The organism is Selenomonas sp. FOBRC9, from assembly GCF_000287655.1.
GTDB lineage: Bacteria > Bacillota > Negativicutes > Selenomonadales > Selenomonadaceae > Centipeda > Centipeda artemidis.
Genome location: NZ_ALJR01000003.1, coordinates 199,760 through 223,719, shown reverse-complemented (window position 1 = coordinate 223,719; position 23,960 = coordinate 199,760). Strand labels below are relative to the sequence as shown.

The window sequence follows — 23,960 nt, the reverse complement described above, 5'->3', positions numbered from 1 at the left end:
TTACAATGCCGAATCCTGCGCGAGAATGTCCTTCAGACGCTCTTCGTCCTCGGTGACGAAGAGCGTTTTTTCGTTGACGAAGCGGACGAATCCGGGCACGGCACCGGCAGGTTTCTTGACGAAGCGGATACCGGTGTAGTCGACGGGGACGTTCGAGGAGCCGCGCGCCTTGCTGAAATGTGCGGCGAGCTGCGCGGCGAGGTGGAGCGTCTCGTCGGCGACGGGTGCGCCGCCCGTGCGCAGGACGACGTGCGAGCCGGGGATGTCCCGCACATGCAGCCAAATGTCATTGGGGGCGGCAGTCTTAAAGGTCAGTGCGTCGTTCTGCGTGTTGTTCTTGCCGACAAGGATGCGCATCCCGTCGGGCGCGGTGAAGGTAAAGGGCTGTGCGCGGCGGTCTTTGCTGCGCTTCGGCAGTTTTTCATGGAGATAGCCCGCCGTGATGAGCTCTTCGCGGATCTCTGCGATCTCGGCGAGCCGCGCGGAGACCTCGAGCGACGCCTCGATACTCTCAAGGTGGCGGATGCTCGCGGCGCAGCGTTCCTGCTGGACGGCGAGGAGGGTGCGGGCGCGTTTGAGCTTGTCGTATTTTTTGTAATATGCCTGCATATTTTGGATGATCGTGTGCCGCCGGTCGAGCGGGATGGTGAGCTCTTCGCCGCTCTCGCTGTAAATGTTCGCGACGGTGATTTCGGCATCCGCATGGTCGCTGTATTGATATTGGTAGGTCATGAGATTGTCGGCGTAAATTTTTTGCTCTTCGGCGTTCTCGGCGGCGGCGATCTCCTCGTCGAGCTTGCCGTATTTTTCGCGTGCGCGGGCGAGCTCTGTGCGTACGAGACGGCGGAACCGTTCGCGGTCGGGGATGACGTAGCTGCCGAGCCTGCGGTCGGCGTCGATCATGAGTGCGCTGACGGTCGGGTAGGAGAGCCGCCGCGTGCCGGGCATCTCGCTGAGCGGGAATGCCGCCATCGCGGTGACCTTGCCGTTTTCATCGAGGCGCAGGGAGGGGGCGGGCTGCTCCATGAGCGCGCGGAGCTCGTCGAGCGCAGCGGAGAGCGTTACAAAATCTGCCTCGTCGAGTGTGGAGACGGAGATATTCGGCGCGAGTCCCGCCATAAAGCAGACTTCCTTCGCGGAGACGGGACCGAATCCGAGACATGTTCCGATGAGCGCTTGAAAGAGCTTTGCTTCGCTTTCCGACTGTACGCGTGTGATGATGTCGTTGATATTTGCCGAGAGCAAATCCATTTTATCCTGCGCGGGCGGGAGTGTATACGGCAGTCCCTTCAGGACGGTGCGGACGCGGCTCGAGTTCTCGCCGATGCGGCGCAGGGCTTCGACGATTGTGCCGTCCTCGGTGAGGATGATGTTGCTGTATTTGCCGATGAGCTCGAGGGTGAGCGTGCGCGTGACGATGCGTCCGCCGCCCGCGATGACGTCGATGTCGAGGTGCAGGATGCGGTCGCGCCCCTCCTGACGGACGGCGGCGATGCGTCCCGTCTCGAGCTGCTTGCGCAGCACCATGCAGAACGTCGCCGGTTCGGGCGGGTTCTCGGGCGCGGTCTCGATGATGTATGCCGCGGGATTGCCCGCGTTCGTGTTGATGTAGAGGAGGATGTTTTTTCCCGGTTGACGGACGGAGAAAACAACGGACTGTTTGTTGGGCTGCGTGATCTTGTCGATGCGCCCGCCTGTGAGGGCGTCCGCGAGCTCCGCGGCAAGCGCGGACATGGAGAATCCGTCAAGGCTCATAGCAGTATCCTTCTTTCGTAAATCGTATCGGGGAAAATTATAGCACCCGCGGGGCGGAATGCGCAAGCGTGCCTTGCGCCGAAGGGAAAATCATCGTATAATACAGCAAGAATAAATGAACGGAAGGCAAGGAAAACGATGGAATTTACCAAATGGCAGGGCTGCGGCAACGATTTTGTGGTCGTGGACTTCCTTGAGAGAGAACCCGTGGACTTCGCGGCGCTCGCCGTGCGCATGTGCGACCGGCATTTTGGCATCGGCGCGGACGGACTGATGGTCGTCTGCCCCTCGGACACGGCGGACATCCGGATGCGCGAGTTCAACCCCGACGGGACGGAGCCCGAGATGTGCGGCAACGGCATCCGCTGCTTTGCGCGCTGTCTCTATGAATACGGGCGCATCAAGAAGGAGCAGTTCACGATCGAGACGCTTGCGGGCATCATGACGCCGCGCATCATCCGGGGCGGCGGCAAGGTGACGGCTGTCGAGGTTGACATGGGCGTGCCCGTGCTCGCAGGAGACGACATTCCCGTGCGCGGCTTCGGCACGGAGCGCGTTATCGCGGCGCCAATCACGGTTGCAGGTGAGGAGTACAAAATGACCTGCGTCTCGATGGGAAATCCGCATGCGGTCATCTTCGTGGACGACGCGGAGCATTTTCCTCTCGCGGAGCTCGGCGCGCAGTTTGAAAACCATGAGCTCTTCCCGCGCAAAATCAACACGGAATTCGTCGAGATCAAGGATCGCAGTCACGCGCGGATGCGTGTTTGGGAGCGTGGTGCGGGCATCACGCTCGCCTGCGGGACGGGAACGTGCGCAACGCTGACGGCGGGCGTCTTGAACGACCTGCTTGACCGCGCGGCGGACATCGAGGTCGACGGCGGCGTGATTCGGGTCGAGTGGCGGGCGGACGGTCATATCTTTATGACAGGACCCGCAGAGCCGGTCTTTACGGGCGTATGGCAGGGAACGGTATGAGCGAGACGCAGCGCAGGAGCATGACGGGGTACGGGGCGGCGACGGTGGAAACGCCGGAGTATTGCATGACCGTCGAGATCAAAGCCGTGAATCAGCGGTTCCTTGAGATTGCGCCGCGGATACCGCGCGCGTTCGGGGCGTGGGAGAGCGAGTTGCGCGAGACGATCCGCACGCATGTGGCACGCGGGAAACTCGATATCTTTGTCAATTTCGAAGACCGCAGTGAAAAAGAGTACGACGTCCGCGTCAACGAAAGCCTCGCGCGTGCGTACTATGCGGCGCTCGTCAAGGTCGCGCATGCCGTGGATGCCCCGCTGAATGATGGCGTACGCATTGTTTCAGAGCGAGACGGCGTGATCGAGGTGAGCGAACGTGCGGATATCGGCGGCGCGCGAGAGGTGTTCATGGATGCCGTGCGCGGGGCGCTCGATGCGCTCGACCGGATGCGCTTAACGGAGGGCGCACATATCGCACGCGACCTCATGATGCGCGTGGCACGGCTTGAGGAGCAGCGCGCGCAGCTTGCGGCGATCGCGCCGCAGATCGTGGCGGAGTACCGTGCGCACTTGAATGAAGTACTCGCGGAGTTCAAGGACGTCACACCCGACGAGACGCGCATCGTGCAGGAGGCGGCGCTCTATGCCGACCGCGTGAACTTTACGGAGGAGCTCGTGCGGCTCGCGAGCCATTTTGCGCAGTTCCGCGCGATTCTCGCCGAGGACGAGCCCGTCGGACGGCGGCTCGATTTCCTCCTGCAGGAGATCAACCGCGAGGTGAATACAATCGGGTCAAAGGCAAACAATGCCGATGCACAGCAGATCGTCGTTGCGATGAAGAATGAGGTCGAAAAACTGCGCGAGCAGGTACAGAATTTGGAGTGAGAGCATGGAGATCAGACCGATTAATATCGGTTTTGGAGACATCGTATTCGCCGGGCGCATCGTCGCCATCGTCGCCCCGATGTCCGCATCCGCCAAGCGCATGGTGCAGGATGCGCGCGACGCGGGACGGCTCGTCGACGCGACGTACAAGCGGCGGACGCGCGCCGTCATCGTCACGGACAGCGGCCATATCGTGCTCTCGGCACTCCAGCCGGAGACGCTCGCGAACCGCGTGGGCGGAAAGGAGGATGCGGAATGAAAAAAGGACTGCTGATTGTCATCTCCGGCGCCTCGGGCACGGGCAAGGGGACGGTCTGTAAGGAGCTCCTCGTCCGCGAGCGGGGGATTGCCTACTCCGTCTCTGCGACCTCGCGCGCCCCGCGGGACGGCGAGGCGGAGGGGCGCGAGTATTATTTCCGCACGCGCACGGAGTTCGAGGCGATGATCGCCGCGGGCGCGTTCCTCGAGTATGCGGACGTCTACGGCAACTACTACGGCACGCCGCTCGCCCCGATCGAAGCGCGGCGCGCCGCGGGCGAGGACATCCTGCTCGAGATCGACACGCAAGGTGCGCGCAGCGTGATGGAGCGGTGTCCGGACGGGACGTTCATCTTCCTCCTGCCGCCCTCCTTTGAGGAGCTGCGCCGCCGCATCACGGAGCGCGGGACGGAGACTGAGGAGAACCTCTCGCGGCGTCTGAGCGCGGCGCAGGACGAGATCCGTCTCGGCAGGAAATACCGCTACGCGGTCGTCAACGATACCGTAAAAGCTGCGGTGAAGCGCATCCAAACGATTCTCGCGGCGGAGCGGTTTCGCGCGGATATGAACCCGGCGCAGTTTGAGATAGAGAACTAAGGAACGAGGTACGAATAATGAAAACGAATGCGGAAATCGGCATGGTCAACCCCTCCACAGACGAGCTGCTGACGAAGGTGGACAGCCGCTACGGCATGGTTGTGCTCGCGGCGAAGCGTGCACGGCAGCTCCTCGAGGGCGACCCGGTCAAGTCGGAACTCGCGCGCTCGACAAAGAACGTCACGAACGCGTTTGAAGAGATCGCCGAGGGCAAGATCAGCTACGATCTTTACAAGGAGAGCATCTGACCATGGGAACTCTTGCGGGGCGCAGCATCGTACTCGGCGTGACGGGCGGCATCGCCGCGTATAAGGCGGTCGAGATCGCAAGCAGACTGAAAAAGGCGGGCGCCGAAGTCCGCGTTGTCATGACGCGGGCGGCGGCGTCCTTTGTTGCACCTCTGACCTTTCGCGAGATCACTGGGCAGGCGGTCGCGACCAGCATGTGGACGGAGATTCCCGCGCATCACGTCGAGCACATCGCACTCGCGGAGCTTGCCGATCTTGTCCTCGTCGCGCCCGCAACGGCGAATTTCATCGCAAAGGCGGCGGCGGGCATCGCCGACGACCTCCTCACGACGACCGTGCTTGCCACGCGCGCACCGCTCTACATCGCGCCCGCGATGAATACGGGCATGTGGGAGAACCCCGTCACGCAGGAGAACGTCATGCGCCTGCGTGATCGCGGCGTGCAGGTGATCCCTCCTGCAGAGGGGCTGCTCGCGTGCGGTACGACGGGTGCGGGACGCCTGCCTGAGCCGGAGGAGATCGTCGCCGCTGTCGAGCGTCACTTCGCTGCGGCGGAGAGCCTTGCAGGGCAGCGCATCATCGTCACCGCAGGCGGAACTGAGGAGGCGCTCGACCCCGTGCGCTACCTCAGCAACCGTTCCACCGGGCGCATGGGCTATGCCGTCGCGGCGGAGGCGGCGCGGCGCGGCGCGGAGGTCATTCTCGTCTCCGCTCCCACGCATCTTGACACGCCGGCGGGCGTGCGCCGCGTCAACGTGCGGAGCGCGCGGGAGATGTACGCGGCGGTCATGGCGGAGTATGAAAACGCCGACGCCGTCGTCAAGGCGGCGGCAGTCGCCGACTACCGCCCCGCAGAGATCGCCCCGCAAAAGATAAAGAAGTCCGACGGCCAGCTCACCATTACCCTCGAGCGCAACCCCGACATCCTCATGGAACTCGGCCGGAAAAAGACCCGCCAAGTGCTCGTCGGATTCGCCGCCGAGACCGAGAACGTCGAGACGTACGCACAGGGCAAGCTCGCGAAGAAGAACCTCGACTTCATCGTCGCCAACAACGTCGCCGAGAAGGACGCGGGCTTTTCCGTCGGCACGAACCGCGTCAAAATCTTTTTCAAAGACGGCAGAGCAGAAGAACATCCCCTCATGGCGAAATCTGAGCTCGCAGGCATCATCCTCGACCGATTGGCGGATGAGTTGGAGCGGAGAAACCGGGGATAGGGGGAGAACACCGCCGAGAATACGCTTTGTAAGGAGGAGATGTTCATGTGGAAATCTTGTAGATTACTCGTCCTGCTCTGCACTGTTCTTTGCGCCTGTATGAGCGCAAGTACCGCCGCCGCGAAGGATTGGGCGGAGGTGGGGCGGTATACGCATTCCTATTGGAATGCCGAGGAGGTCGGCGTTGATGCGATGTATATCGCAACGATTGACATGGACAGTATTGAGTGTCATTCGGACGCACGTTATACTTACTACAGCGTAGACGGTCTGCGCCGCACGGTTGACGAAAATGCCGGCATCTATGGGGAGGTAGACCTGTACGCGTATCGGTTCCGCCACGATAAGAAAACGGGCGAGTGGCGCTGCCTCCAGTACTATGTTCCCGCGTTCGATAGAACCTATGACAAGGACACAGACTTTGAGCCGTTCGGGGCTCTCCTCGAGGCAGGCGACATCACCGCGGACGGGGGCGTATTCCTCACCGCGCCCGACAGAACCCCGGGATATATTGCCCGCCATGTCAGGGGCGGAGGAGTCGGCGGCGTTATCAGACAAGAACAACTGCGGCAGGGCGAGGCTGCCTATGTCCTGCGCGCCGTGCTCGCCCGGCAAAAGGGAGAGAAAATCACGAGCCTCGACGAAGGAAAAATTACGCGGGACGGCGGCTATCCGATCTTTTAAGCGATGAACTAAATCACGAATGGCGGTCATACCGCCGCAGCACTGGCTGCCGTATGGAGAACACATGCAGCGGCTTTTTTTGTGGAAAGATTCTCAGGGGATGGATGGCGTTGGTATTCCGGGAGGATGGAGGAATACGGCGATTTGTGCTATACTAAGCGGCAGAATGAACGCCGTATGTTATGCTCGCTTTGCGTTCTATCGCGGGGCTGAACAGTGCCGGTACGCAAAAATATGCCTTGGGAGGAGATTGAATGATTTATACTGCGCATTATGTATCGCCGCTCGGGGACATCCTGCTTGCAGAGCGCGAAGGGGCGCTCGTCGGCCTCTGGATCGCGGGGCAGGACTACATGTCCGATCTGCACGGGAAGAGCGTAGAGGAGCGCGAGACGCCGCTCCTCGTACGGACAAAGGCGTGGCTCTCGCGGTACTTCGCGGGAGAGCACCCCGCAATTGCAGAACTCCCCCTCGCCCCGCGCGGGAGCGCGTTCCGTCGCGCTGTATGGAATCTGCTCTGCGGCATCCCCTACGGCGCGACGACTACCTACGGTGCGCTCGCGCGCGAGATTGCCGCTCTGACCGGCAAGTCCCGCATGTCCGCGCAGGCCGTCGGCGGCGCCGTCGGGCACAACCCCATCTCCATCATCATCCCCTGTCATCGCGTTGTCGGAACGAACGGCAGCCTCACCGGATACGGCGGCGGACTCTCGATGAAGATTGCCCTACTCGAACACGAGGGCGTCGATATGAGCGCGTTCTTTGTGCCAAAGCACGGGACGAAACTGTGACAATGATGAAAAAGGAATATGTCAGAATGAATGATGATATTGTGATTCGCACATACCAACCGGGCGATCCTAGTAGAGTATGTTACTTTCAATATAAGCTCTATGAGGAACAGTATCACTTCAACGGACTATATGAAAAAGAAATGCTCAGCGGAATGGCGGAACTCTACGACGAGCCGGAGGGAAGTCAGATGTGGATCGCCGAACGAGACGGGCAGATCGTCGGAGACATCGCTGTGATCAAACGAGCGGACGATAAGGCGCAGATGCGCTGGTTCGGCGTTGCTCTGGATCTTCAGGGAAAAGGTTTGGGCAGTCAATTATTAAAGATCGCTATGCAGTTTTGTGTGGAAAAGGGATATAGACACATTACACTAGGGACCCTTGATATTCTGAAGCCGGCACACCACCTTTATGAGAAATATGGGTTCCGTAAAACGGAGAGCGAGCCGTATAACGATTGGGATGAAAGCCGGGACATGTACCGTGAGACATGGGAATATGACATTTCCAAGGAGAAACTTTCATTACTGTGACAATCAATTTATCAGAAAAGCACGCCCCATCATTTTGGGAGCGTGCTTTTTATCGTCTCAAGTTGTTTTAGTTGGTCACGTTTGCTGTAGATGATGCTTACGACATATACACAGCAGTCGTCTTTGGAAATCAAGTAATATGCGTAGAAATTCTTGATGAGGATTCGCCGGATGCTCTTTGAGTGCCACGGTTCACTCTCAATAGGTCGAATACGTTCCGGCATCTGAGAGAGGGTATTAAGCTCTGTTTGCAGGGCATTTATATATGCAAATGCCGTCTCAGGAGAGCACAGCACGCCCGCAATATAATCATGCAGTTCCGTGAAGTCGGCGGCAGCTCGCGGTGTTATGATGATTTCGTAACTTATCATGAGATATATCTCTTTTTCAAGGATTCAAAGAACTCGTCGCATGGGATGCCTCTTCCTGCAAGCGCTTCCTCATATCCTTGGCGCAGATGGATATTCAGCTCTTCATCACTCATAGTGTCAAGTGTGCGCGGTACTTTCGGGAGCGTCAGAGAGAAGGGAATGCCGTTGCGCTCGATGATTTGACGGTACAGGGCATTGATGACGACGGATACGGGAACGCCAAGACTGCGGAGAATATCCTCCGCCTCCTTTTTCACATTGTACTCGACGCGTGCGCTGACTGTTGCGTCTTTCATGAGACCACCGCCTTTCACTGTGATTGTACTATGACGTCATGCGGATTGCAAGACTATATCATATACAATGGACTTGTGGTAAAATGATATACGGACAGAAGGGAGATAATAGTTTGGACATGCGGGCGTTGGAGAAAATGCGGGCGTCACCTCGTCTCATGAACGAGCTTGAAAAATGAAGAGGCCGATTGGATTTGAGAGGCGTATGGTGAGAGAAGAGATTGTTGCTGAAGGGAGTCCTATGATTATGATATCAATGCGCATCTTTTTTATGCTGTTCGCCGTGTGTATGTCGCTTTTTACTGTGCAGAAATGTGATGCTGCACAAAGGTTCTCGGGCAGCATTTTTTTGCAGGATCATTCGCGGCCCAGTTTTGTAGTTATCAATCCGAACCGTGTCACCGATGAGGTGAAGATCGATCTGTCACAGGCAATACCGCGTGGATACCGGATAGGGAGTTCCGTTCTTACAGAATCCGGGATATATTTCCTCGTAGAGTTGGATTATAATTGCTGTCTCGCAAAGTCGAAAGCCGAGATAGAAAAGGTGAGGCCGCATCTTTTTCATTTGACGGAGGAGGGGGTCGCAGAAATTCCTATTGATTGGCCGGACCAGGAACTTGAGTTATACCCGTGGGATCTTTATGAATTTGATGATAAATTCTACATTACGTTCGTTGGGAATGAGATTCCTCTTGTCCCAAAGGATCGGTGGCCTTCCGATCGTATTTATATGATCCCTAAAAGCGGCGGCAAAGCAAGAGAACTTTATACAAAATGCAGGCTTAAGAATTTTGGAGAACCGTCGCAGCGTGACAGTCAGCCGATCGAGTATGGCGACGGTGTGATATGTGTGCGCAGTGAGGATTTGTCTGTCGTGTTCGTTCATGATGAGGAAGAAGAAAGACTATTTTCCCTGCCCGTCGGGACGGCATATTTGCTGAAAGGATGGTATGAAGAGGGGAAGAGTCTGCTGCTGTGGAGTGAGTCGCCAAACGTCAGCCTCGTTGTCGATCTGCAAGGGAACGTCCTGCAGGAATGGCACCATGGTTACGGCAGTACGTGCTGTTGGAATATATATGGAAACATGGAAGGCGGCATATTGTTTCGCCGGTCGTCAACCTCTACGCTCCAAGAGGATGATCGGCGGCCGAAGTTTGGAAATCATGATGCCTTTTGTACGGAGCGTATAAAGCAGAATAAATTTGGGATCTATGACATACGGACGGGAGATGTTATTCCGTTGAATGGTCATAAGGGAGATGAACCTTATTCTGGTTGTTGGTCTAAAATAAGTTATAGAAAAGTACAATTTGAGCGCCTTGCGGTGGCGGCATGGGAGAGCAAGGAATTGTCACTGCCATTGACAGAATGTGCTATCAGTGCGGCCGGTTTTGCCGGTTCTTTCGATGATGATTCATGAGTAACGTCAAAGCGTTAAAAAAATCTCCCGACCGCCCCTTGACAATATCCCGCACTTTCGTTACAATGCGACGTATAGAAGAGAATATACCTCATCCAGAGCAGTGGAGGGACGGGCCCTATGAAGCTGCGGCAACCATGACGTTTTGGTCAACGGTGCCAATTCCTTTAGGCGGAGCAGCCTATGAGATGAGAGCGGTCATAAGCCTCCCATCTGATAGGGAGGCTTTTCTTGTGGGGATGAGGATGTCTTTTTGGTAAAATATTTTTCGACACCTGGGGGAGGTTTTTGTATGAAAAAAATGTTGTTTACATCCGAGTCCGTGACCGAGGGGCATCCCGATAAACTCGCCGATCAGATTTCCGACAGCATCCTCGATGCGATTCTCGCGCAGGATCCGCAGGGGCGCGTTGCCTGCGAGACGCTCGTGACGACGGGGCAGGCTCATGTGGTCGGGGAGATTTCGACGTCGTGTTATGTGGACATTCCGAAGATCATCCGTCAGACGGTGCGCGAGATCGGCTATACGAACGCGAGCTACGGGTTCGACGCCGACACCTGCGGCATTCTCGTCTCGCTCGACGAGCAGTCGCCCGACATCGCGCAGGGCGTCAACGAGGCGATCGAGTCCCGCGAAGGCAAGATGGACGCGGCGGATGCGATCGGCGCGGGCGATCAGGGCATGATGTTCGGTTACGCGACGAACGAGACGCCCGAGTACATGCCGCTGACGACAGTGCTCGCGCATAAACTCGCACGCCGCCTGACGGACGCGCGCAAGAGCGGTGAGCTCTCCTATCTGCGCCCGGACGGCAAGACGCAAGTGACGGTCGCCTATGAGGACGGGAAGCCCGTCTATGTCGATACGGTTGTCATCTCGACGCAGCACGACGAGGCGGTTGACCTTGCGACCATCCGCAAGGATATGATTGAAAAAATCATCAAGGAAATCATTCCCGCAGAACTCCTGCGCGCGGAGACGAAATACTTCGTCAACCCGACGGGAAAATTCGTCATCGGCGGCCCGCACGGCGACTCGGGACTGACGGGGCGCAAGATTATCGTCGATACCTACGGCGGCTGGGCGCGGCACGGCGGCGGCGCGTTCTCGGGCAAAGACCCCACGAAGGTCGACCGCAGCGCGGCGTATGCGGCGCGCTATGTGGCGAAGAACATCGTCGCGGCAGGGCTTGCCGACCGCGTTGAGATCCAGCTTGCATATGCCATCGGCGTGGCGCATCCCGTGTCCATCATGGTGGATACGTTCGGCACTGGCAAGATCGACGAGGAGAAAATCGTCGGTTTGGTACAGAAAAACTTTGACCTGCGCCCCGCGGGCATCATCAAGATGCTTGACCTCCGCCGTCCGATCTATCGTCAAACAGCGGCGTACGGGCATTTCGGCCGCACGGACGTCGATCTGCCGTGGGAAAAGACGGACAAAGCCGCCGTGCTGAAACAGGATGTAGGGCTCTAATCCGTATTGTGTAATATAAAACAGTCTTGCGCGTCTCTCTTTTGCCGGGGTGCATAAGACTGTTTTCCTATATGGGGGTGAAATGATGACGGAGCAGGAAATCATGGAGTTTGCGCGCGCCGAGTTTTACTGGCTGCACGCGCATCCGGAACTTTCCTATGAGGAGTTTGAAACGACGGCGCGCCTGCGGGCAGCGTTTGAACGCTTTGGCATACGTGTGCTCGATGTGCCTCTCGAGACGGGGCTTGTGGCGGCGATCGGATCGGGGGAAAAACCCATTGTTGCGCTGCGGACGGATATCGACGCGCTGCCGGTGACCGAGGCGACCGATCTGCCGTATCGTTCTTTAACGGAAGGGAAGATGCACGCCTGCGGGCATGATTTTCACATGGCGGCGGTGCTTGCGGCGGCGCTCCTGCTGAAAGAGCGGGAAGCGGCACTCGAAGGGACGGTCTATATCGTCTGTCAGCCGGCGGAGGAGGCACCCGGCGGGGCGCGTTGTGTGCTCGATACGGGAGTCCTTGACGGTGTGACTGCGATATTCGGCATTCATACGCGTCCCCTTTATCCGGTGGGGACATTTGGGCTGTGCACAGGCGGCATGATGGCGTCCACGGATAAGTTCGAGATCGCGTTCACGGGCGTGGGAACGCATGCGGCGCAGCCCGACCGCGGATGCGATCCCATCGTGATGGCAGCGCAGTTCGTGACGGCGGCACAGACGATCGCCGCACGCAACGTGAACCCGCTGCACGCCGCCGTTGTAAGCATCGCGCACATTGAGGGCGGGACGACGTGGAACGTGCTGCCGGAGCGGGTATGGATGGAAGGAACGATTCGGCTCTTCGATGCGGACGACCGTGTGCTGGTGAAGAAACGGATGGAGGAACTCGCCGCGGGGATCGCCGCAGGGCTCGGCGGGCATGTGGAGATCTCTTGGAAGTCGGGCGCGCCCGCCGTGGTGAATACGCCGCGTTGGAATGAACTCGCGGCGGACGTGGCAAAGCGGGAGGGATTTACCGTTGTGGATGCCGTACCGTGGATGGCGGGAGAGGACTTCGCGTATTATCAGGAGACGATGGAGAGCTGCTTTGCATTCGTCGGGACGGGGCTGGGACCGGAGAATCATCATCCGCAGTTCACGGTCGATCCGGCGGGGATTCCGCAGACGGCGCGATATTTGGCTCGTCTAGCTGAAACATCTCTACGCTGCGTGACGCGCGATTTTGGCGCATAGCTGTGTCATTCGATCAGACACGTCGGTTGACGTAGCTTTTTACTACGCCTGCCCTTGTGTCCTCCTCATTCCTTGCTCTGCATCGAAACTTCCGCTTCTCCTAGATCGTGAATGGGTTTTCGCGCCTAGCTGTGTCGCAAAATGTTTCTGCACCGTTCGGGTATCTGCCTTGCCAAAAAAGCATGGCTTAAAAATGGCTGCGGCAGATACCGCTCACGGCACGGTGGTTCATTCGCACTGATTATCGAGAAAATTCTGCATCAAAAAAGATAAGGACGAGGCGTTTATCCTTATCTTTTTTGTTTCTATTTCTTTTTTTGTATCCCAATGGTCAGTGCGTTGACGATCGGCACACGGTCGCCGATGCGTCGCACGATGATGGCGGAGCAGAGGGTGAGGAGAAGGGTGGCGGTGTAGAGCCCAAGGGCGATGGGGGCGGTGAGGACGTATCCGTGCGCGTGGATCAGCATCAGCAGGTAGGTGATCGCGACGGGATGCGCGAGGTAGATGAAGTAGGAGTGTTTTCCGAGCGTTTGAAAGGCGCGCCCGAGCGGGTTCTGCGTGCCGAGACGCGTGAAGAACGCAAAGAGGGCGAGCGATGCTCCGATGGTATAGAGAATGCCGAGCGGCGAGAGCTGATGCGCGGTGTAGATCGCCTCGAGCGGGGTGTACCCGTCGATGAGAATCAGCTTGTAGTACCACGCGAGGAGCAGTCCGAGGCTGAGAAGTCCAAATGCATAAAGGCTTCGCGCCCGTCGCTCCATCAGCGTGCGGAACGCGTCAAAATGCAGGGCGAGATACCCGCCGAGCAGGAAGATAAAGACGTAGTGCATGACCCAATAGTTCAGGCGATAAAAGAGCAGCGCGCGCAGGAGTGTTCCCTCGGGCAGGCTGTAAACATAGAGGTTGAACGCACTGTCAAAGCTCGACCAGTAGTCGAACGCGACCTGCGCGGCGAGCAGAACGCCGAGGCGCGGGAGCGTCATATGCCGCAGCAGGACGCGCCAGAGCGGCATGAGGAGGTAGAACCAGATGAGGATGACCATGAAGTAGAGCTGATATTTCGCATTCCCAAAGAAGAGTATCCCCGGAATGGAGAGCAGCGGCGGTATGCCCATACCGTAATGCCACGCATCGTGGAGGATGTAAAAGAGCGACCACACGAGATAGGGCAGGGCGACCGCGTGCCACCGCCGCCGGAGAAATGCACGGTAGGAAAACGGTACGGCGGGATTTTGCCCATAGAACAGCCCGAATGCAGAGATGAAGAAAAAAATCGGCACGCTAAAGCGCGTGCCGATGTCAAAAAGCGCTGTGAGATGAAGATTTGGCGAGGGGTTTGCAAGGTACTCTGCGCCGATGTGGATGCCGATCACACCCATCATGGAGATGCCGCGGATCGCCTCGACCGCAGAGAGCCGCGGCGGCTTATTCGATGACATAGGTGACGTTCACAAGCCCTTCGACAGAGAGACGACCTGCCGCAATCGGCGTTTCGCCAAAGTCGGCTGCGGCCTCTTTTACCATTGCCGAATAGCGCACGCTGTTGTACGGCTGCGCGTGGACATCCGTAAAGGAGATCGTTGCAATACGGACAATGCGGACACCAGCCGCAGCGGCGAGCGCATCCGCCTTTGCACGCGCGTCTCTCATCGCTGCCTCGAGCGCTGTTTTTTTCGCAGCCGTGAGATCGCTTGCGCTGAACTCGAGCGAATCGATGCGGTTTGCCCCTGCGGCGAGTGCCGCGTCAATGACGCGACCGACCTTTGAAAGGTCATGCACGGTGATGGCGATCATATTCTGCGCGGTGTAGCCGACGAGTTCCGTTTTTCCGTCATCGCGCGTGTCCCAGCGCTGCGAGAAATCATAATGCGTTGTCTGAATGTCTGCGTTTGCGATGCCGAGTTCTTTCATCGCCTTGTGGACGCGCGCCGTCAGCACGGCGTTGTCCGCGTGTGTCTTTGCTGCGTCCTTTGCGTCCGTGACGACGCCGACCGTGATCGCGGCGGTGTCCGGGGTGACATAGGTGACGCTTGTGCCGCTCGTGCTGAGCGTCGCGGGATATTCCTCCGCCGCCGCGTGTCCCGCAGGCAGAAGGAGGGCTGCGGCGAGTGCAGCGACGCAGGTGAGTGCGCCGAATGAGGTGCGTTTCATCATATCCTCCGTTTCATGCACATTGTAAATATCTGTGCTCATGATAACACGACCGTACGGATATTATCATGAAAGACAGTTTATCCCTGCTGCGCGCCCGAGAGCAGATTCTCGTTGTATTTCACCGCAGCCTTATACGCCCAGAAGGCGCCGATGGGGAAGGTTATGATTAATCCGATCCCGACCGTGAAGAGACCGACGATGAGATTCACGATGAGCATGACGACGGCGCCCTTAATCGTCGAGTAGAGCATACCGAGGGGACCGAAGAAGAGCGCGAGCCCGGCGGCGAGACCGGCATTTTTCGTCGACTGTACGATGAGAGCCTTGGGGGCGGCGTTCTGCGTGCCCGGCTGTGTGTTCTGTTCGTTGTCCATGATAAAATCTCCTTTTCCCTATACAGATGATAAACAATATCCAAAGATGAGTATAATGCAAAATGCTGTGAATTGCAAACGCTGTGAATGAAAATCCTGCCGGGCACATTATTTAGGAAAAAGGAGGAAATGACATTTGATTTTTTGCCGTTTTTTGTGTAATATAGAGCATAGAAATCGAGTCGTATAAGACGAAACGATATACAAAAATAGCTACACGTAAGGGAGCGCGATATTATGGCAAAGGAAACGCATGAGTTTCAAGCCGAGACAAAACAATTACTGGATCTGATGATCCATTCCATTTACACGAACCGCGAGATCTTTTTGCGCGAGCTGATTTCGAACGCGTCGGACGCAATCGACAAGCTCCACTTTGAGAGCCTGACAAACCGCGACATCCTCGAGGGAAACGACGCGTATGAGATTTTCCTGATACCGGACGCGGAGAGTAAAACGCTGACGATCTCCGACAACGGCATCGGCATGACGCGCGCCGAGGTTGTCGATAACATCGGCACGATCGCAAAATCCGGGACGAAGGCGTTCATGGAACAGCTCGCAAAGGCGAAGGAGGAGAGCGGCGGTGCGCCGGACAAGGATCTCATCGGGCAGTTCGGCGTCGGCTTCTACTCCGCGTTCATGGTCGCCGAATCCGTGACCATTGTCACGCGCCGTGCGGGCGAGACGCAGGCGACGCGCTGGGAGTCGACGGGCGACGGCAGCTATACGGTCGAGGACGCGGAGAAGGAATCGCGCGGCACGACCATCACGATCCGCCTTGCGCAGGAGTTCACCGAGGGCGAGACGGACTACACGGACACCTACACGCTCGAACGTCTTGTGAAGAAATACTCGGACTATGTGCGCTACCCGATCAAGATGAACGTCACGACGGAGGAGCTTCCGCGCGACGCCGAGGGGAAAATCGTCGAGGGCGCGGAGCCGGTCAAAAAGACGGAGCTGCGCACGCTGAACTCGATGCAGCCGCTCTGGACGCGCGCAAAATCGGAGATCAAGGAAGAGGAGTACAACGACTTTTTCAAGAACCAATTTCACGAGTGGGAAGCGCCGATGGAGGTCTTTCACACGAAGGCGGAGGGCACGGTCGAGTACACGGCGCTCCTCGAGATCCCCGCGCGCGCGCCGTTCAACCTCTACCAGTCCGACTACGAGCCGGGCATTCAGCTCTATTCGCGCCATGTGTTCATCATGGACAAATGCAAGGATCTTCTGCCGGACTATCTGCGCTTTATGAAGGGGCTCGTCGACTCGCCCGACCTGTCGCTCAACATCTCGCGCGAACTCCTCCAGCAGAGCCGCGAGCTCAAGACCATCGGGCGCGCCCTTGAGAAAAACATCCTCAAGACGCTCGGGAAAAAACTTGAAAAAGACCGTGAGGGCTACGAAAAGTTCTGGAACGAATACGGCCGCTCGCTCAAGATCGGCATCTACAACAGCATGTATTCCGGGCGTGAGACCGTGGACAAGCTGAAGGATCTCATTCTCTTCACGAGCTCGCAGGAGGGCAAACTCGTCTCGCTGAAGGAATACGTCGCGCGGATGCCGGAGAGCCAAAAGAGCATTTTCTACGCGACGGCGAAGGACAAGGCGACGATCGAGCAGCTCCCGCAGATGGAGCAGCTGCGCGAACGCGGGCTTGAGGTGCTCTTCCTGCTCGATCCCGTGGACGAGTTCGCGATCGAGACCGTGCACGAGTACGAGGGCAAGCCGTTTCACTCCATCAGCCGCGGCGATCTCGACCTCGGCGATGCGGAGAGCGAGGAGACGAAGAAGGAGACCGAGGAGATCGCAAAGACGAACGACGATCTCATCAAGGACGTGAAGGAAGTACTCGGGGATAAGATCGCCGAGGTCAAGATCTCGCAGCGTCTGCGCTCAAGCGCGGTCTGTCTCGTGGCGGATGAGGCAGGTCCCTCGCTCTCGATGGAGCAGACCTTTGCCGAGATGAACAATCCGATGTTCAAGGCGCGTCGCATCCTCGAGATCAACCCGCATCACGATCTCTTTGAAAAGCTCCGGCGCGTCCACGCGGCGGGCAAGGAGAGCGAGGAGTTCAAGGACTACTGCGACCTCCTCTACACGCAGGCGCTGCTCATCGAGGGCATCCTGCCGGAGAATCCCGTCGCCTTTGCGCAGAAACTCGCAAAGCTGATGGCGAAATAAGGAGATATTTGTGGAAATCGAACTCTTTTCGTCACAGTTCTTTGTGGCGCTCTTTTCGATCATCGTTCTCGACCTCGTGCTCGCGGGGGACAATGCGGTCGTCATCGCGATGGCGTCGAACCGTCTGCCGGCGCAGCTGCGGACGCGGGCGATCTACGTCGGCACGGCGGGCGCGGTGCTCGTGCGTCTCATCATGACGTTCTTTGCTGTGGAGATGCTGACCGTGCCGTATTTGCAGGCGCTCGGCGGGCTCGTTCTCCTGCCGATCGCGGTGAAACTCATGCGCCCGTCGAAGGAGGCGCATGTCAAAGCGGCGGATACGTTCGCGGGCGCGGTTAAGACGATCATCGTTGCGGACGCCGCGATGGGGCTGGACAATGTGCTCGCGATTGCGGGCGCGTCGCAGGGGCATTTCCTGCTCGTCGTGATCGGGCTCATCATCAGCATTCCGATCGTGGTCGGCGGCAGTCAGCTCATCGCTCGTCTGATGGATCGGTACCCCGTGCTCATCGTGATCGGGGCGGCGATTCTCGGCTGGACGGCGGGCACGATGATCGCGCACGATCACTCGGTGGGACCGATGATTTTGAATATCCTGCCGAACGCCGGGACGCTGCTTCCCGCCGCGTGCGCAGGTCTCGTGTGCGCCATTGGCGGACGGAATCGGAGTGCATAATATGGTCGGCCTTGTGATTGTAACGCACAGCCCCGCGCTCGCCAAGGGGGTCGTGGAGACCTGCCGCATGATGGCGAAGGATGCCCGCATCGCGACCGCGGGCGGCATGGAAAACGGCGCGTTCGGGACGAGCTATGCGCGCATCATGCATGCGATCGATGCGGTGTACGGCGCGGACGGCGTGGTCATCCTTGTGGATGCGGGCAGTTCGATCCTGACCGTGGAAACGATCCTTGACGAGCGCAAGGACACGCTCTTGCGCATGGCGGATTGTCCCGTCGTGGAGGGCAGTCTGGTCGCCGCTGTTGCCGCCGTCTGCGGTGCGCCCCTCGACGAGGTGGTGCGCCGTGCGGAGGAGACGCGGCGCGCGGTAAAGATTGACGATTGACAGCGTAAATATTGGGTGTTACAATATACGAAGCGATGCTCTTTGAGGCGGGGTGAAAATCCCCACCGGCGGTATAGCCCGCAAGCCCGTGACGGAGGGCACAGATGCCGCTCCGCGGGGCACGATTCGGTGAGATTCCGAAGCCGACGGTGAAGGAGGCAACTCCGCAGTCCGGATGGGAAAAGGCGCGTCTTTTATGGACGATTTGTGTGCCGCCGAGAGAGATTCTCGGCGGTATTTTTATTTGGGTGGATAACGATGGACGAACAACGAGCGCGTGACGAGCATTTTATGTGGGAGGCGCTGCACCTTGCAGAGTTCGCGCGCGGGCGCACGTCTCCAAATCCGTTGGTGGGCGCGGTGATCGTGCGGGACGGCATCGTCGTCGGGAGCGGTTGGCACCGCGCGGCGGGCGAGCCTCATGCGGAGATTCATGCGCTGCGCATGGCGGGGGAACTCGCGCGCGGGGCGACGCTCTATGTAACGCTCGAGCCGTGTTCCCACCACGGGCGTACGGGACCCTGCGCGGAAGCGGTGATCGCGGCGGGCATTGCGCACGTCGTAACGGCGCTCAGTGATCCGAATCCCGTCGTCGCGGGGCATGGCATCGAGCGGCTGCGCGCGGCGGGCATCGAGGTCACGACGGGCGTTCTCTCGGAAGAGGCGCGCCGGCAGAACGAGGTGTTCCTCAAATGGGTGGTGACGAAGCGTCCCTTCGTGACGCTCAAGACCGCCATGACGCTCGACGGCAAGACCGCGAGCCGGACGGGCGCGTCGCAGTGGATCACGGGCGCGGAGGCACGCACGCGCGTGCACGAGTGGCGCGACGCGCACGATGCGATCCTCGTCGGGATCGGCACGGTGCTTGCGGACGATCCGAGTCTCACGGTGCGCCTGCCGCACCGCACGGGGAAAAATCCCGTGCGCGTTGTGCTCGACAGCACGGCGCGGACGCCGCACGATGCGAAGCTCCTCACGGACGGGGCGGCGCGGACGATCATTGCCGTCAGCGAGCGCGCCGCGCCGAAGCGAACGGCTCTGTTGCAGGCGTGCGGCGCGGAGGTCGTGACCTTTGGGCGGGAGCGGGTGGACATTCCCGCGCTCATGGATTTTCTCGGGAGAGAGGAATTGACCTCGGTCTTTGTCGAGGGGGGCGCGTCGGTGCATTGGTCGTTTCTCTCGGCGGGGCTTGTGGACAAGGTGCGCGCTTTCATCGCGCCGATGCTCATGGGCGGGGCGGATGCCCCAACGGCGGTCGGCGGTGCGGGCTTTGAAAGTCCGCAGGCGGCGCTCCGTCTCACGGATACGACGGTGGAGCGGGTCGGCGCGGACATCCTCATGACGGGCTATCCGCAGTACGGGGGGTGAGCGGTTGTTTACGGGCATCATCGAGGAGGTCGGCTCCTTCGAGGGCTTCACAGGCGGCGCAATCTCCGTCGGCGCGCATCTCGTCGTATCGGACGCGCACATCGGCGACAGCATTGCCGTCAACGGCATCTGTCTTACGGTCACGCATTTTGATGCGCACGGCTTTCGTGCGGACGTCATGCCGGAGACCGTGCGGCGCACGTCGCTCGCGGGGCTTGTGCGCGGCGCGCAGCTCAACCTCGAGCGGGCGCTCCTGCCGACGACGCGCATGGGCGGACATTTCGTCAGCGGGCACATCGACGGCTTGGGGCGGATCACGCGCATTCGAGAGGAGGGCAATGCGATCCTTATGACCGTCACGGCGGACGCGGAGCTCCTGCGCGGCATCGTGGAAAAAGGCTCCGTCGCCCTCGACGGCATCAGTCTCACGGTCGCGCGCGTCGGCACGGCGGATTTTACCGTCAGTCTCATCCCGCACACGCGCACGGTGACGAACCTCGGCACGAAGCAGACGGGCAGTCCCATCAATATCGAGACGGATATTTTAGGAAAATACGCGCTGAAGCTGCTCGGCGGGAACGCGCCGGGGCAGGGGGGCGGATTGACGCAGGAGCTTCTTCTGCGCAGCGGATTTTAGGAGAGATACGCATGGATTTTGCAACGATTGAACAGGCAATCGAGGATATTAAAAACGGAAAGATGCTCGTCGTCGTAGACGATGAGGATCGCGAGAACGAGGGCGACATCATCGTTGCCGCCGAGAAGCTGACGCCGGAGCATATGAATTTTATGGCGACGTATGCGAAGGGGCTCATCTGCACGCCGATCATCGGCAGCCGTCTCGACGAGCTGCAGATCGGTCAGATGGTGGAGAACAACACGGACAATCACGAGACGGCGTTCACCGTCTCCGTCGACGCCTACGACACGACGACGGGCATCTCCGCGTTTGAGCGCTGCCGCACGGTGAAGCTGCTCATCGATCCCGCGGCAAAGCCGGGGCAGTTCCGCCGCCCGGGGCATGTGTTCCCACTGCGCACGGTGGAGGGCGGCGTCCTGCGCCGCGCGGGGCATACCGAGGCGACGACCGACCTTGCGCGGCTCGCAGGGCTTTATCCGGCGGGGCTTTGCTGTGAGGTCATGGCGGACGACGGGCATATGATGCGCACGCCGCAGCTCAAGGAGTTTGCGAAAAAACACGGACTGAACATCATCACGATCAAATCGCTCATCGAGTACCGCACGCGCACGGAGAACTTCGTGCATCAGGTGGCGGACGTTGATTTCCCGAGCAAATACGGGCATTTCCGCCTTATTTCCTACGAGAACAGCCTGAACGGACGCTGCGATCTCGCCGTCGTCAAGGGCAATGTGCGCGGCAAGGAGAACGTGCTCGTGCGCGTGCATTCCGAGTGCCTGACGGGCGACGCGCTCGGCTCGATGCGCTGTGACTGCGGCGATCAGCTCGGCACCGCGCTCCGCACGATCGAGGCGGAGGGCGAGGGAGTTCTGCTCTACCTGCGGCAGGAGGGACGCGGCATTGGGCTCGCGAACAAGATGCGCGCGTATGCCTTGCAGGATCAGGGGCGCGACACGGTGGAGGCGAACGTCGAGCTCGGCTTTGCGCCTGACCTGCGCGACTACGGCATCGGCGCACAGATTCTCGCCGATCTCGGGCTTTCGACCATCCGCCTGCTGACGAATAATCCTGCCAAGCGGGCGGGGCTCGAGGGCTACGGGCTGACGATCGTCGAGCGCGTGCCGATCGTCATGCACACGCACGAGTTTGACCGCCGCTATATGACGGTGAAAAAGGAAAAGATGGGGCATCTATTGACAGATGAGGAACTGGGAGGAAAATAAGATGGCAAACATGCTTGAAGGATATATCAGCGGCAAGGGACTCAAAATCGGCATTGTCGCCGCGCGGTTCAACGAGTTCATCACGAGCCGGCTTCTCAGCGGCGCGCTCGACGCGCTCCACCGTCACGAGACGGCGGACGGCGACATCGACGTCGCGTGGGTGCCGGGCGCGTTTGAGATCCCCATCGCGGCGAAGCGTATGGCGGTGAGCGGACGCTACGACGCCGTGATCTGTCTCGGCGCGGTGATCCGCGGCTCGACGACGCATTATGATTATGTGTGCAGCGAGGTCTCAAAGGGGGTCGCGCAGGTCGGGCTTGCGAGCGGCGTGCCGACGATCTTCGGCGTCGTGACGACGGAGAACATCGAGCAGGCAATCGAGCGCGCGGGGACAAAGGCGGGCAACAAAGGTGCGGACTCCGCCGTCGCCGCGATGGAGATGGCGAATCTCTTTCGGAAGATGTGACGGCGCAATTTAATTTTTTGGATAGGATAAACGGTGTGATATTTCATCTCGCCCCGGATTGGTAAGAACAATGGATCAACTGGTAAAGGCAATTGCGGCGGGCGGCGCATTGCGCGCCTATGCGGCGGTAACGACGGACGCGGTCGCGGAAGCGATGCGCCGGCACGACTGTTACCCCGTCGCGGCGGCGGCGCTTGGGCGCACGATGACGGGAGCGCTGCTCCTCGCCGCGAATCTCAAGAATAAGGAATCTGTCACGATAAAGTTCAAGGGCGACGGCGCGCTCGGCACGGTCACGGCGGACGCAACGGCGGAGGGCTCGGTGCGCGGCTATGTGGATCACCCGCATACGCATCTGCCGCTGAACCCGCGCGGCAAGATCGATGTCGGCGGCGGCATCGGGCGCGGCATCCTCACGGTGACGCGCTTTACGGGGCTGAAGGAACCCGTCACGGGCAGCGTCGACATCACGACGGGCGAGGTCGCGGACGACCTCATCAATTACCTCTACACCTCGGAGCAGACGGCGTCCTCCATCGGGCTCGGCGTGCTCGTCAGCCCCGAGCTCGAATGTCTCGGCGCGGGCGGCTTCTTCGTTCAGCCCATGCCGGGCGCATCGGACGATGTGATCGATAAACTCGAGAACAATCTGCGGCTCATCTCCTCCGTCTCCCATATGGTGGAGCAGGGGATGGACGCGCGCGGCATCATCGGCGTCCTGCTCGGCAATTTTGACGACGTGAAGATTCTCGCGTCAACCGATCTCGCGTTCCGGTGCAACTGCTCGAAGAACTACATCACGGATCGCCTTATTACGCTCGGCGCGGACGACCTCGATAGTCTCGTCGCGGACGGGCAGGCGGAGGTGAAATGTCACTTTTGCGGCGCGGCGTATCAATTTGACAAAGAAGAACTCACCGCGATCCGCAGCGTCGCCATCAAGATGCGCGCCATGCACGCGCGCAGCGCGAAGTGAAGCGGCGTACGAGACTCTTGCGCGAGGAGCGCGGCACGATGGGCGGATACGACGTTCACATCCGCTATAAAAATATCAAGAACCTCTACCTCCGCGTTCAACCGCCGGGCGTCGTGGAGGTGAGCGCACCGCAGGGCATGACGGGCGCGGACATCGAGGGATTTATCAGCCGCAGACGTACGTGGATCGACGAACGCCTGCGGCCGATTTCTGCGGCTGCTGAGGCGCAGGAGCGTCGCCGCTACGAGATGGGAGAGACGATCCTCCTGTGGGGCGTGCAGTGTCCGCTCGAAGTGCGCCCCGTTACGCGCGGCAAAGCGTACGCGGAATATGCGGACGGGCGGATTCTCCTCTATGCATCGCCCGATGCGGACGTGGAGGAACGCGCCGCAGCGATTCGCGCCCTTTATCGTGCGGAACTCGCCGCGGCGATCGAGCACGCCGTGCCGGAATGTGAGCACATTGTAGGCAAACACGCCGCCGCGTGGCGCATCCGCGCGATGAAAACGCGGTGGGGGAGCTGCAGCACGCGCACCGCGTCCATCACGCTGAACCTCGCCCTCGCGCGCTATGAGCGCCGCGCCCTCGTCTACGTCATCCTACATGAGCTCACGCATCTGTGGGTGCGCGGACACGGCGCCGTCTTCCACGCGCGCATGGATCGGTACCTTCCGGATTGGAGGGACGTGCGCCGCGCACTCAACGCACAGGCGCGAGAGGACGAGGAGGGGCGGTGAACGTCGGTGCGTGGACGAA

General features: G+C 59.4%; 27 protein-coding genes and 2 riboswitches. Of the genes, 21 read left to right on the top strand and 6 right to left on the bottom strand.

The genetic code is table 11. The features are described 5' to 3' along the window. Nucleotides 1-1,755, bottom strand: coding sequence for an NFACT family protein (locus HMPREF1147_RS01455; protein WP_009657343.1), 1,755 nt, complete (start codon nucleotides 1,753-1,755; stop codon nucleotides 1-3). 138 nt (nucleotides 1,756-1,893) lie between these two features. Here HMPREF1147_RS01455 and dapF point away from each other — a divergent pair, with 138 nt between their 5' ends. The 9 genes from dapF (at nucleotide 1,894) to HMPREF1147_RS01410 (ending at nucleotide 7,945) form a co-directional block, all read left to right on the top strand. Continuing rightward, nucleotides 1,894-2,733, top strand: a complete 840-nt coding sequence (gene dapF, locus HMPREF1147_RS01450; RefSeq protein WP_009657296.1) for a diaminopimelate epimerase — start codon at nucleotides 1,894-1,896, stop codon at nucleotides 2,731-2,733. Further along, complete coding sequence (locus HMPREF1147_RS01445; RefSeq protein ID WP_232208030.1) at nucleotides 2,715-3,614, top strand: YicC/YloC family endoribonuclease; 900 nt, start codon at nucleotides 2,715-2,717, stop codon at nucleotides 3,612-3,614. The genes dapF and HMPREF1147_RS01445 overlap by 19 nt, the downstream gene beginning before the upstream one ends. 4 nt (nucleotides 3,615-3,618) lie before the next feature. Beyond that, on the top strand, nucleotides 3,619-3,873 hold the full coding sequence (locus tag HMPREF1147_RS01440; protein ID WP_009657248.1) for a DUF370 domain-containing protein: 255 nt from the start codon (nucleotides 3,619-3,621) through the stop codon (nucleotides 3,871-3,873). Then, entirely contained in the window at nucleotides 3,870-4,469 is a 600-nt protein-coding gene (gene gmk / locus HMPREF1147_RS01435) for a guanylate kinase (RefSeq protein WP_009657361.1), read from the top strand. The genes HMPREF1147_RS01440 and gmk overlap by 4 nt, the downstream gene beginning before the upstream one ends. A gap of 17 nt (nucleotides 4,470-4,486) precedes the next feature. Next, the gene (rpoZ, locus tag HMPREF1147_RS01430) at nucleotides 4,487-4,717 is read left to right on the top strand and encodes a DNA-directed RNA polymerase subunit omega (RefSeq protein WP_009349650.1); all 231 of its coding nucleotides are present in this window, start codon (nucleotides 4,487-4,489) and stop codon (nucleotides 4,715-4,717) included. A 2-nt stretch (nucleotides 4,718-4,719) separates the two neighbouring features. Next, nucleotides 4,720-5,934 carry a bifunctional phosphopantothenoylcysteine decarboxylase/phosphopantothenate--cysteine ligase CoaBC gene (coaBC, locus tag HMPREF1147_RS01425; RefSeq protein ID WP_009657354.1) on the top strand — a complete coding sequence of 405 codons (1,215 nt, stop codon included), beginning with the start codon at nucleotides 4,720-4,722 and terminating at the stop codon, nucleotides 5,932-5,934. A gap of 45 nt (nucleotides 5,935-5,979) precedes the next feature. Further along, nucleotides 5,980-6,618, top strand: coding sequence for a hypothetical protein (locus tag HMPREF1147_RS01420; protein WP_232208029.1), 639 nt, complete (start codon nucleotides 5,980-5,982; stop codon nucleotides 6,616-6,618). Nucleotides 6,619-6,872: 254 nt separating this feature from the next. Further along, nucleotides 6,873-7,409, top strand: coding sequence for a methylated-DNA--[protein]-cysteine S-methyltransferase (locus HMPREF1147_RS01415; RefSeq protein WP_009657341.1), 537 nt, complete (start codon nucleotides 6,873-6,875; stop codon nucleotides 7,407-7,409). A 2-nt stretch (nucleotides 7,410-7,411) separates the two neighbouring features. Then, on the top strand, nucleotides 7,412-7,945 hold the full coding sequence (locus HMPREF1147_RS01410) for a GNAT family N-acetyltransferase (protein WP_009657245.1): 534 nt from the start codon (nucleotides 7,412-7,414) through the stop codon (nucleotides 7,943-7,945). A 29-nt stretch (nucleotides 7,946-7,974) separates the two neighbouring features. Here the strand turns inward: HMPREF1147_RS01410 and HMPREF1147_RS01405 are convergent, their stop codons facing one another. Both HMPREF1147_RS01405 and HMPREF1147_RS01400 read right to left on the bottom strand, forming a co-directional pair. Continuing rightward, complete coding sequence (locus HMPREF1147_RS01405) at nucleotides 7,975-8,316, bottom strand: type II toxin-antitoxin system RelE/ParE family toxin (RefSeq protein WP_009657371.1); 342 nt, start codon at nucleotides 8,314-8,316, stop codon at nucleotides 7,975-7,977. After that, on the bottom strand, nucleotides 8,313-8,612 hold the full coding sequence (locus HMPREF1147_RS01400) for a type II toxin-antitoxin system RelB/DinJ family antitoxin (protein WP_009657264.1): 300 nt from the start codon (nucleotides 8,610-8,612) through the stop codon (nucleotides 8,313-8,315). The genes HMPREF1147_RS01405 and HMPREF1147_RS01400 overlap by 4 nt, the downstream gene beginning before the upstream one ends. Before the next feature lie 205 nt (nucleotides 8,613-8,817). Here HMPREF1147_RS01400 and HMPREF1147_RS01395 point away from each other — a divergent pair, with 205 nt between their 5' ends. The 3 genes from HMPREF1147_RS01395 (at nucleotide 8,818) to HMPREF1147_RS01385 (ending at nucleotide 12,749) form a co-directional block, all read left to right on the top strand. Beyond that, the gene (locus tag HMPREF1147_RS01395; protein ID WP_156791289.1) at nucleotides 8,818-10,035 is read left to right on the top strand and encodes a hypothetical protein; all 1,218 of its coding nucleotides are present in this window, start codon (nucleotides 8,818-8,820) and stop codon (nucleotides 10,033-10,035) included. Between the two features lie 88 nt (nucleotides 10,036-10,123). Continuing rightward, a riboswitch (SAM riboswitch) is annotated at nucleotides 10,124-10,230 on the top strand. Between the two features lie 97 nt (nucleotides 10,231-10,327). Continuing rightward, a complete protein-coding gene (metK, locus tag HMPREF1147_RS01390; RefSeq protein ID WP_037350976.1) occupies nucleotides 10,328-11,512 on the top strand; it encodes a methionine adenosyltransferase in 1,185 nt (394 codons plus the stop codon). A gap of 82 nt (nucleotides 11,513-11,594) precedes the next feature. Continuing rightward, a complete protein-coding gene (locus HMPREF1147_RS01385; RefSeq protein WP_009657269.1) occupies nucleotides 11,595-12,749 on the top strand; it encodes an amidohydrolase in 1,155 nt (384 codons plus the stop codon). A gap of 305 nt (nucleotides 12,750-13,054) precedes the next feature. On the opposite strand, the gene HMPREF1147_RS01380 is transcribed toward HMPREF1147_RS01385, so the two are convergent. From HMPREF1147_RS01380 to HMPREF1147_RS01370, 3 genes are read right to left on the bottom strand one after another with little or no spacing between them, the layout of a single operon-like run. Further along, nucleotides 13,055-14,191 carry an acyltransferase gene (locus HMPREF1147_RS01380; RefSeq protein WP_009657304.1) on the bottom strand — a complete coding sequence of 379 codons (1,137 nt, stop codon included), beginning with the start codon at nucleotides 14,189-14,191 and terminating at the stop codon, nucleotides 13,055-13,057. Beyond that, nucleotides 14,178-14,945, bottom strand: coding sequence for an SIMPL domain-containing protein (locus HMPREF1147_RS01375; protein WP_009657350.1), 768 nt, complete (start codon nucleotides 14,943-14,945; stop codon nucleotides 14,178-14,180). The genes HMPREF1147_RS01380 and HMPREF1147_RS01375 overlap by 14 nt, the downstream gene beginning before the upstream one ends. 38 nt (nucleotides 14,946-14,983) lie before the next feature. Next, a complete protein-coding gene (locus HMPREF1147_RS01370) occupies nucleotides 14,984-15,280 on the bottom strand; it encodes a hypothetical protein (protein ID WP_009657282.1) in 297 nt (98 codons plus the stop codon). Nucleotides 15,281-15,517: 237 nt separating this feature from the next. Here HMPREF1147_RS01370 and htpG point away from each other — a divergent pair, with 237 nt between their 5' ends. From htpG to HMPREF1147_RS01325, 9 genes are all read left to right on the top strand, one after another. Continuing rightward, nucleotides 15,518-17,467, top strand: a complete 1,950-nt coding sequence (htpG, locus tag HMPREF1147_RS01365) for a molecular chaperone HtpG (protein WP_009657251.1) — start codon at nucleotides 15,518-15,520, stop codon at nucleotides 17,465-17,467. A gap of 10 nt (nucleotides 17,468-17,477) precedes the next feature. After that, nucleotides 17,478-18,143 (top strand): TerC family protein, encoded by a 666-nt coding sequence (locus HMPREF1147_RS01360; RefSeq protein ID WP_009349665.1) that lies wholly within the window; start codon nucleotides 17,478-17,480, stop codon nucleotides 18,141-18,143. A gap of 1 nt (nucleotide 18,144) precedes the next feature. Further along, the gene (gene dhaM / locus HMPREF1147_RS01355) at nucleotides 18,145-18,531 is read left to right on the top strand and encodes a dihydroxyacetone kinase phosphoryl donor subunit DhaM (protein ID WP_009657283.1); all 387 of its coding nucleotides are present in this window, start codon (nucleotides 18,145-18,147) and stop codon (nucleotides 18,529-18,531) included. Between the two features lie 35 nt (nucleotides 18,532-18,566). Then, a riboswitch (FMN riboswitch) is annotated at nucleotides 18,567-18,722 on the top strand. Nucleotides 18,723-18,789: 67 nt separating this feature from the next. Beyond that, complete coding sequence (gene ribD, locus HMPREF1147_RS01350; RefSeq protein ID WP_037350973.1) at nucleotides 18,790-19,899, top strand: bifunctional diaminohydroxyphosphoribosylaminopyrimidine deaminase/5-amino-6-(5-phosphoribosylamino)uracil reductase RibD; 1,110 nt, start codon at nucleotides 18,790-18,792, stop codon at nucleotides 19,897-19,899. Between the two features lie 4 nt (nucleotides 19,900-19,903). Beyond that, complete coding sequence (locus tag HMPREF1147_RS01345) at nucleotides 19,904-20,536, top strand: riboflavin synthase (RefSeq protein WP_009657295.1); 633 nt, start codon at nucleotides 19,904-19,906, stop codon at nucleotides 20,534-20,536. Between the two features lie 11 nt (nucleotides 20,537-20,547). Next, nucleotides 20,548-21,762: a bifunctional 3,4-dihydroxy-2-butanone-4-phosphate synthase/GTP cyclohydrolase II gene (locus tag HMPREF1147_RS01340; protein WP_009657398.1), complete on the top strand. Its 1,215-nt coding sequence runs from the start codon at nucleotides 20,548-20,550 to the stop codon at nucleotides 21,760-21,762. A 1-nt stretch (nucleotide 21,763) separates the two neighbouring features. Next, nucleotides 21,764-22,228 carry a 6,7-dimethyl-8-ribityllumazine synthase gene (ribE, locus tag HMPREF1147_RS01335; RefSeq protein ID WP_009657358.1) on the top strand — a complete coding sequence of 155 codons (465 nt, stop codon included), beginning with the start codon at nucleotides 21,764-21,766 and terminating at the stop codon, nucleotides 22,226-22,228. A gap of 70 nt (nucleotides 22,229-22,298) precedes the next feature. Then, nucleotides 22,299-23,204, top strand: coding sequence for an Hsp33 family molecular chaperone HslO (hslO, locus tag HMPREF1147_RS01330; protein ID WP_009657403.1), 906 nt, complete (start codon nucleotides 22,299-22,301; stop codon nucleotides 23,202-23,204). Continuing rightward, entirely contained in the window at nucleotides 23,201-23,941 is a 741-nt protein-coding gene (locus HMPREF1147_RS01325) for a M48 family metallopeptidase (RefSeq protein WP_037350963.1), read from the top strand. Before hslO ends, HMPREF1147_RS01325 begins: the two co-directional genes overlap by 4 nt. Nucleotides 23,942-23,960 lie beyond the last annotated feature (19 nt).

Coding starts and splice junctions, on each gene's coding strand:
- HMPREF1147_RS01455 (WP_009657343.1), bottom strand. CDS start 1,755: ATGAGCCTTGACGGATTCTCCATGTCCGCGCTTGCCGCGGAGCTCGCG.
- HMPREF1147_RS01440 (WP_009657248.1), top strand. CDS start 3,619: ATGGAGATCAGACCGATTAATATCGGTTTTGGAGACATCGTATTCGCC.
- HMPREF1147_RS01400 (WP_009657264.1), bottom strand. CDS start 8,612: ATGAAAGACGCAACAGTCAGCGCACGCGTCGAGTACAATGTGAAAAAG.
- HMPREF1147_RS01340 (WP_009657398.1), top strand. CDS start 20,548: ATGGATTTTGCAACGATTGAACAGGCAATCGAGGATATTAAAAACGGA.
- htpG (WP_009657251.1), top strand. CDS start 15,518: ATGGCAAAGGAAACGCATGAGTTTCAAGCCGAGACAAAACAATTACTG.
- HMPREF1147_RS01375 (WP_009657350.1), bottom strand. CDS start 14,945: ATGAGCACAGATATTTACAATGTGCATGAAACGGAGGATATGATGAAA.
- HMPREF1147_RS01415 (WP_009657341.1), top strand. CDS start 6,873: ATGATTTATACTGCGCATTATGTATCGCCGCTCGGGGACATCCTGCTT.
- ribD (WP_037350973.1), top strand. CDS start 18,790: ATGGACGAACAACGAGCGCGTGACGAGCATTTTATGTGGGAGGCGCTG.
- HMPREF1147_RS01380 (WP_009657304.1), bottom strand. CDS start 14,191: ATGTCATCGAATAAGCCGCCGCGGCTCTCTGCGGTCGAGGCGATCCGC.
- coaBC (WP_009657354.1), top strand. CDS start 4,720: ATGGGAACTCTTGCGGGGCGCAGCATCGTACTCGGCGTGACGGGCGGC.
- HMPREF1147_RS01410 (WP_009657245.1), top strand. CDS start 7,412: ATGATGAAAAAGGAATATGTCAGAATGAATGATGATATTGTGATTCGC.
- ribE (WP_009657358.1), top strand. CDS start 21,764: ATGGCAAACATGCTTGAAGGATATATCAGCGGCAAGGGACTCAAAATC.
- HMPREF1147_RS01405 (WP_009657371.1), bottom strand. CDS start 8,316: ATGATAAGTTACGAAATCATCATAACACCGCGAGCTGCCGCCGACTTC.
- HMPREF1147_RS01370 (WP_009657282.1), bottom strand. CDS start 15,280: ATGGACAACGAACAGAACACACAGCCGGGCACGCAGAACGCCGCCCCC.
- dapF (WP_009657296.1), top strand. CDS start 1,894: ATGGAATTTACCAAATGGCAGGGCTGCGGCAACGATTTTGTGGTCGTG.
- HMPREF1147_RS01420 (WP_232208029.1), top strand. CDS start 5,980: ATGTGGAAATCTTGTAGATTACTCGTCCTGCTCTGCACTGTTCTTTGC.
- rpoZ (WP_009349650.1), top strand. CDS start 4,487: ATGAAAACGAATGCGGAAATCGGCATGGTCAACCCCTCCACAGACGAG.
- dhaM (WP_009657283.1), top strand. CDS start 18,145: ATGGTCGGCCTTGTGATTGTAACGCACAGCCCCGCGCTCGCCAAGGGG.
- gmk (WP_009657361.1), top strand. CDS start 3,870: ATGAAAAAAGGACTGCTGATTGTCATCTCCGGCGCCTCGGGCACGGGC.
- metK (WP_037350976.1), top strand. CDS start 10,328: ATGAAAAAAATGTTGTTTACATCCGAGTCCGTGACCGAGGGGCATCCC.
- HMPREF1147_RS01445 (WP_232208030.1), top strand. CDS start 2,715: ATGGCAGGGAACGGTATGAGCGAGACGCAGCGCAGGAGCATGACGGGG.
- hslO (WP_009657403.1), top strand. CDS start 22,299: ATGGATCAACTGGTAAAGGCAATTGCGGCGGGCGGCGCATTGCGCGCC.
- HMPREF1147_RS01395 (WP_156791289.1), top strand. CDS start 8,818: ATGGTGAGAGAAGAGATTGTTGCTGAAGGGAGTCCTATGATTATGATA.
- HMPREF1147_RS01385 (WP_009657269.1), top strand. CDS start 11,595: ATGATGACGGAGCAGGAAATCATGGAGTTTGCGCGCGCCGAGTTTTAC.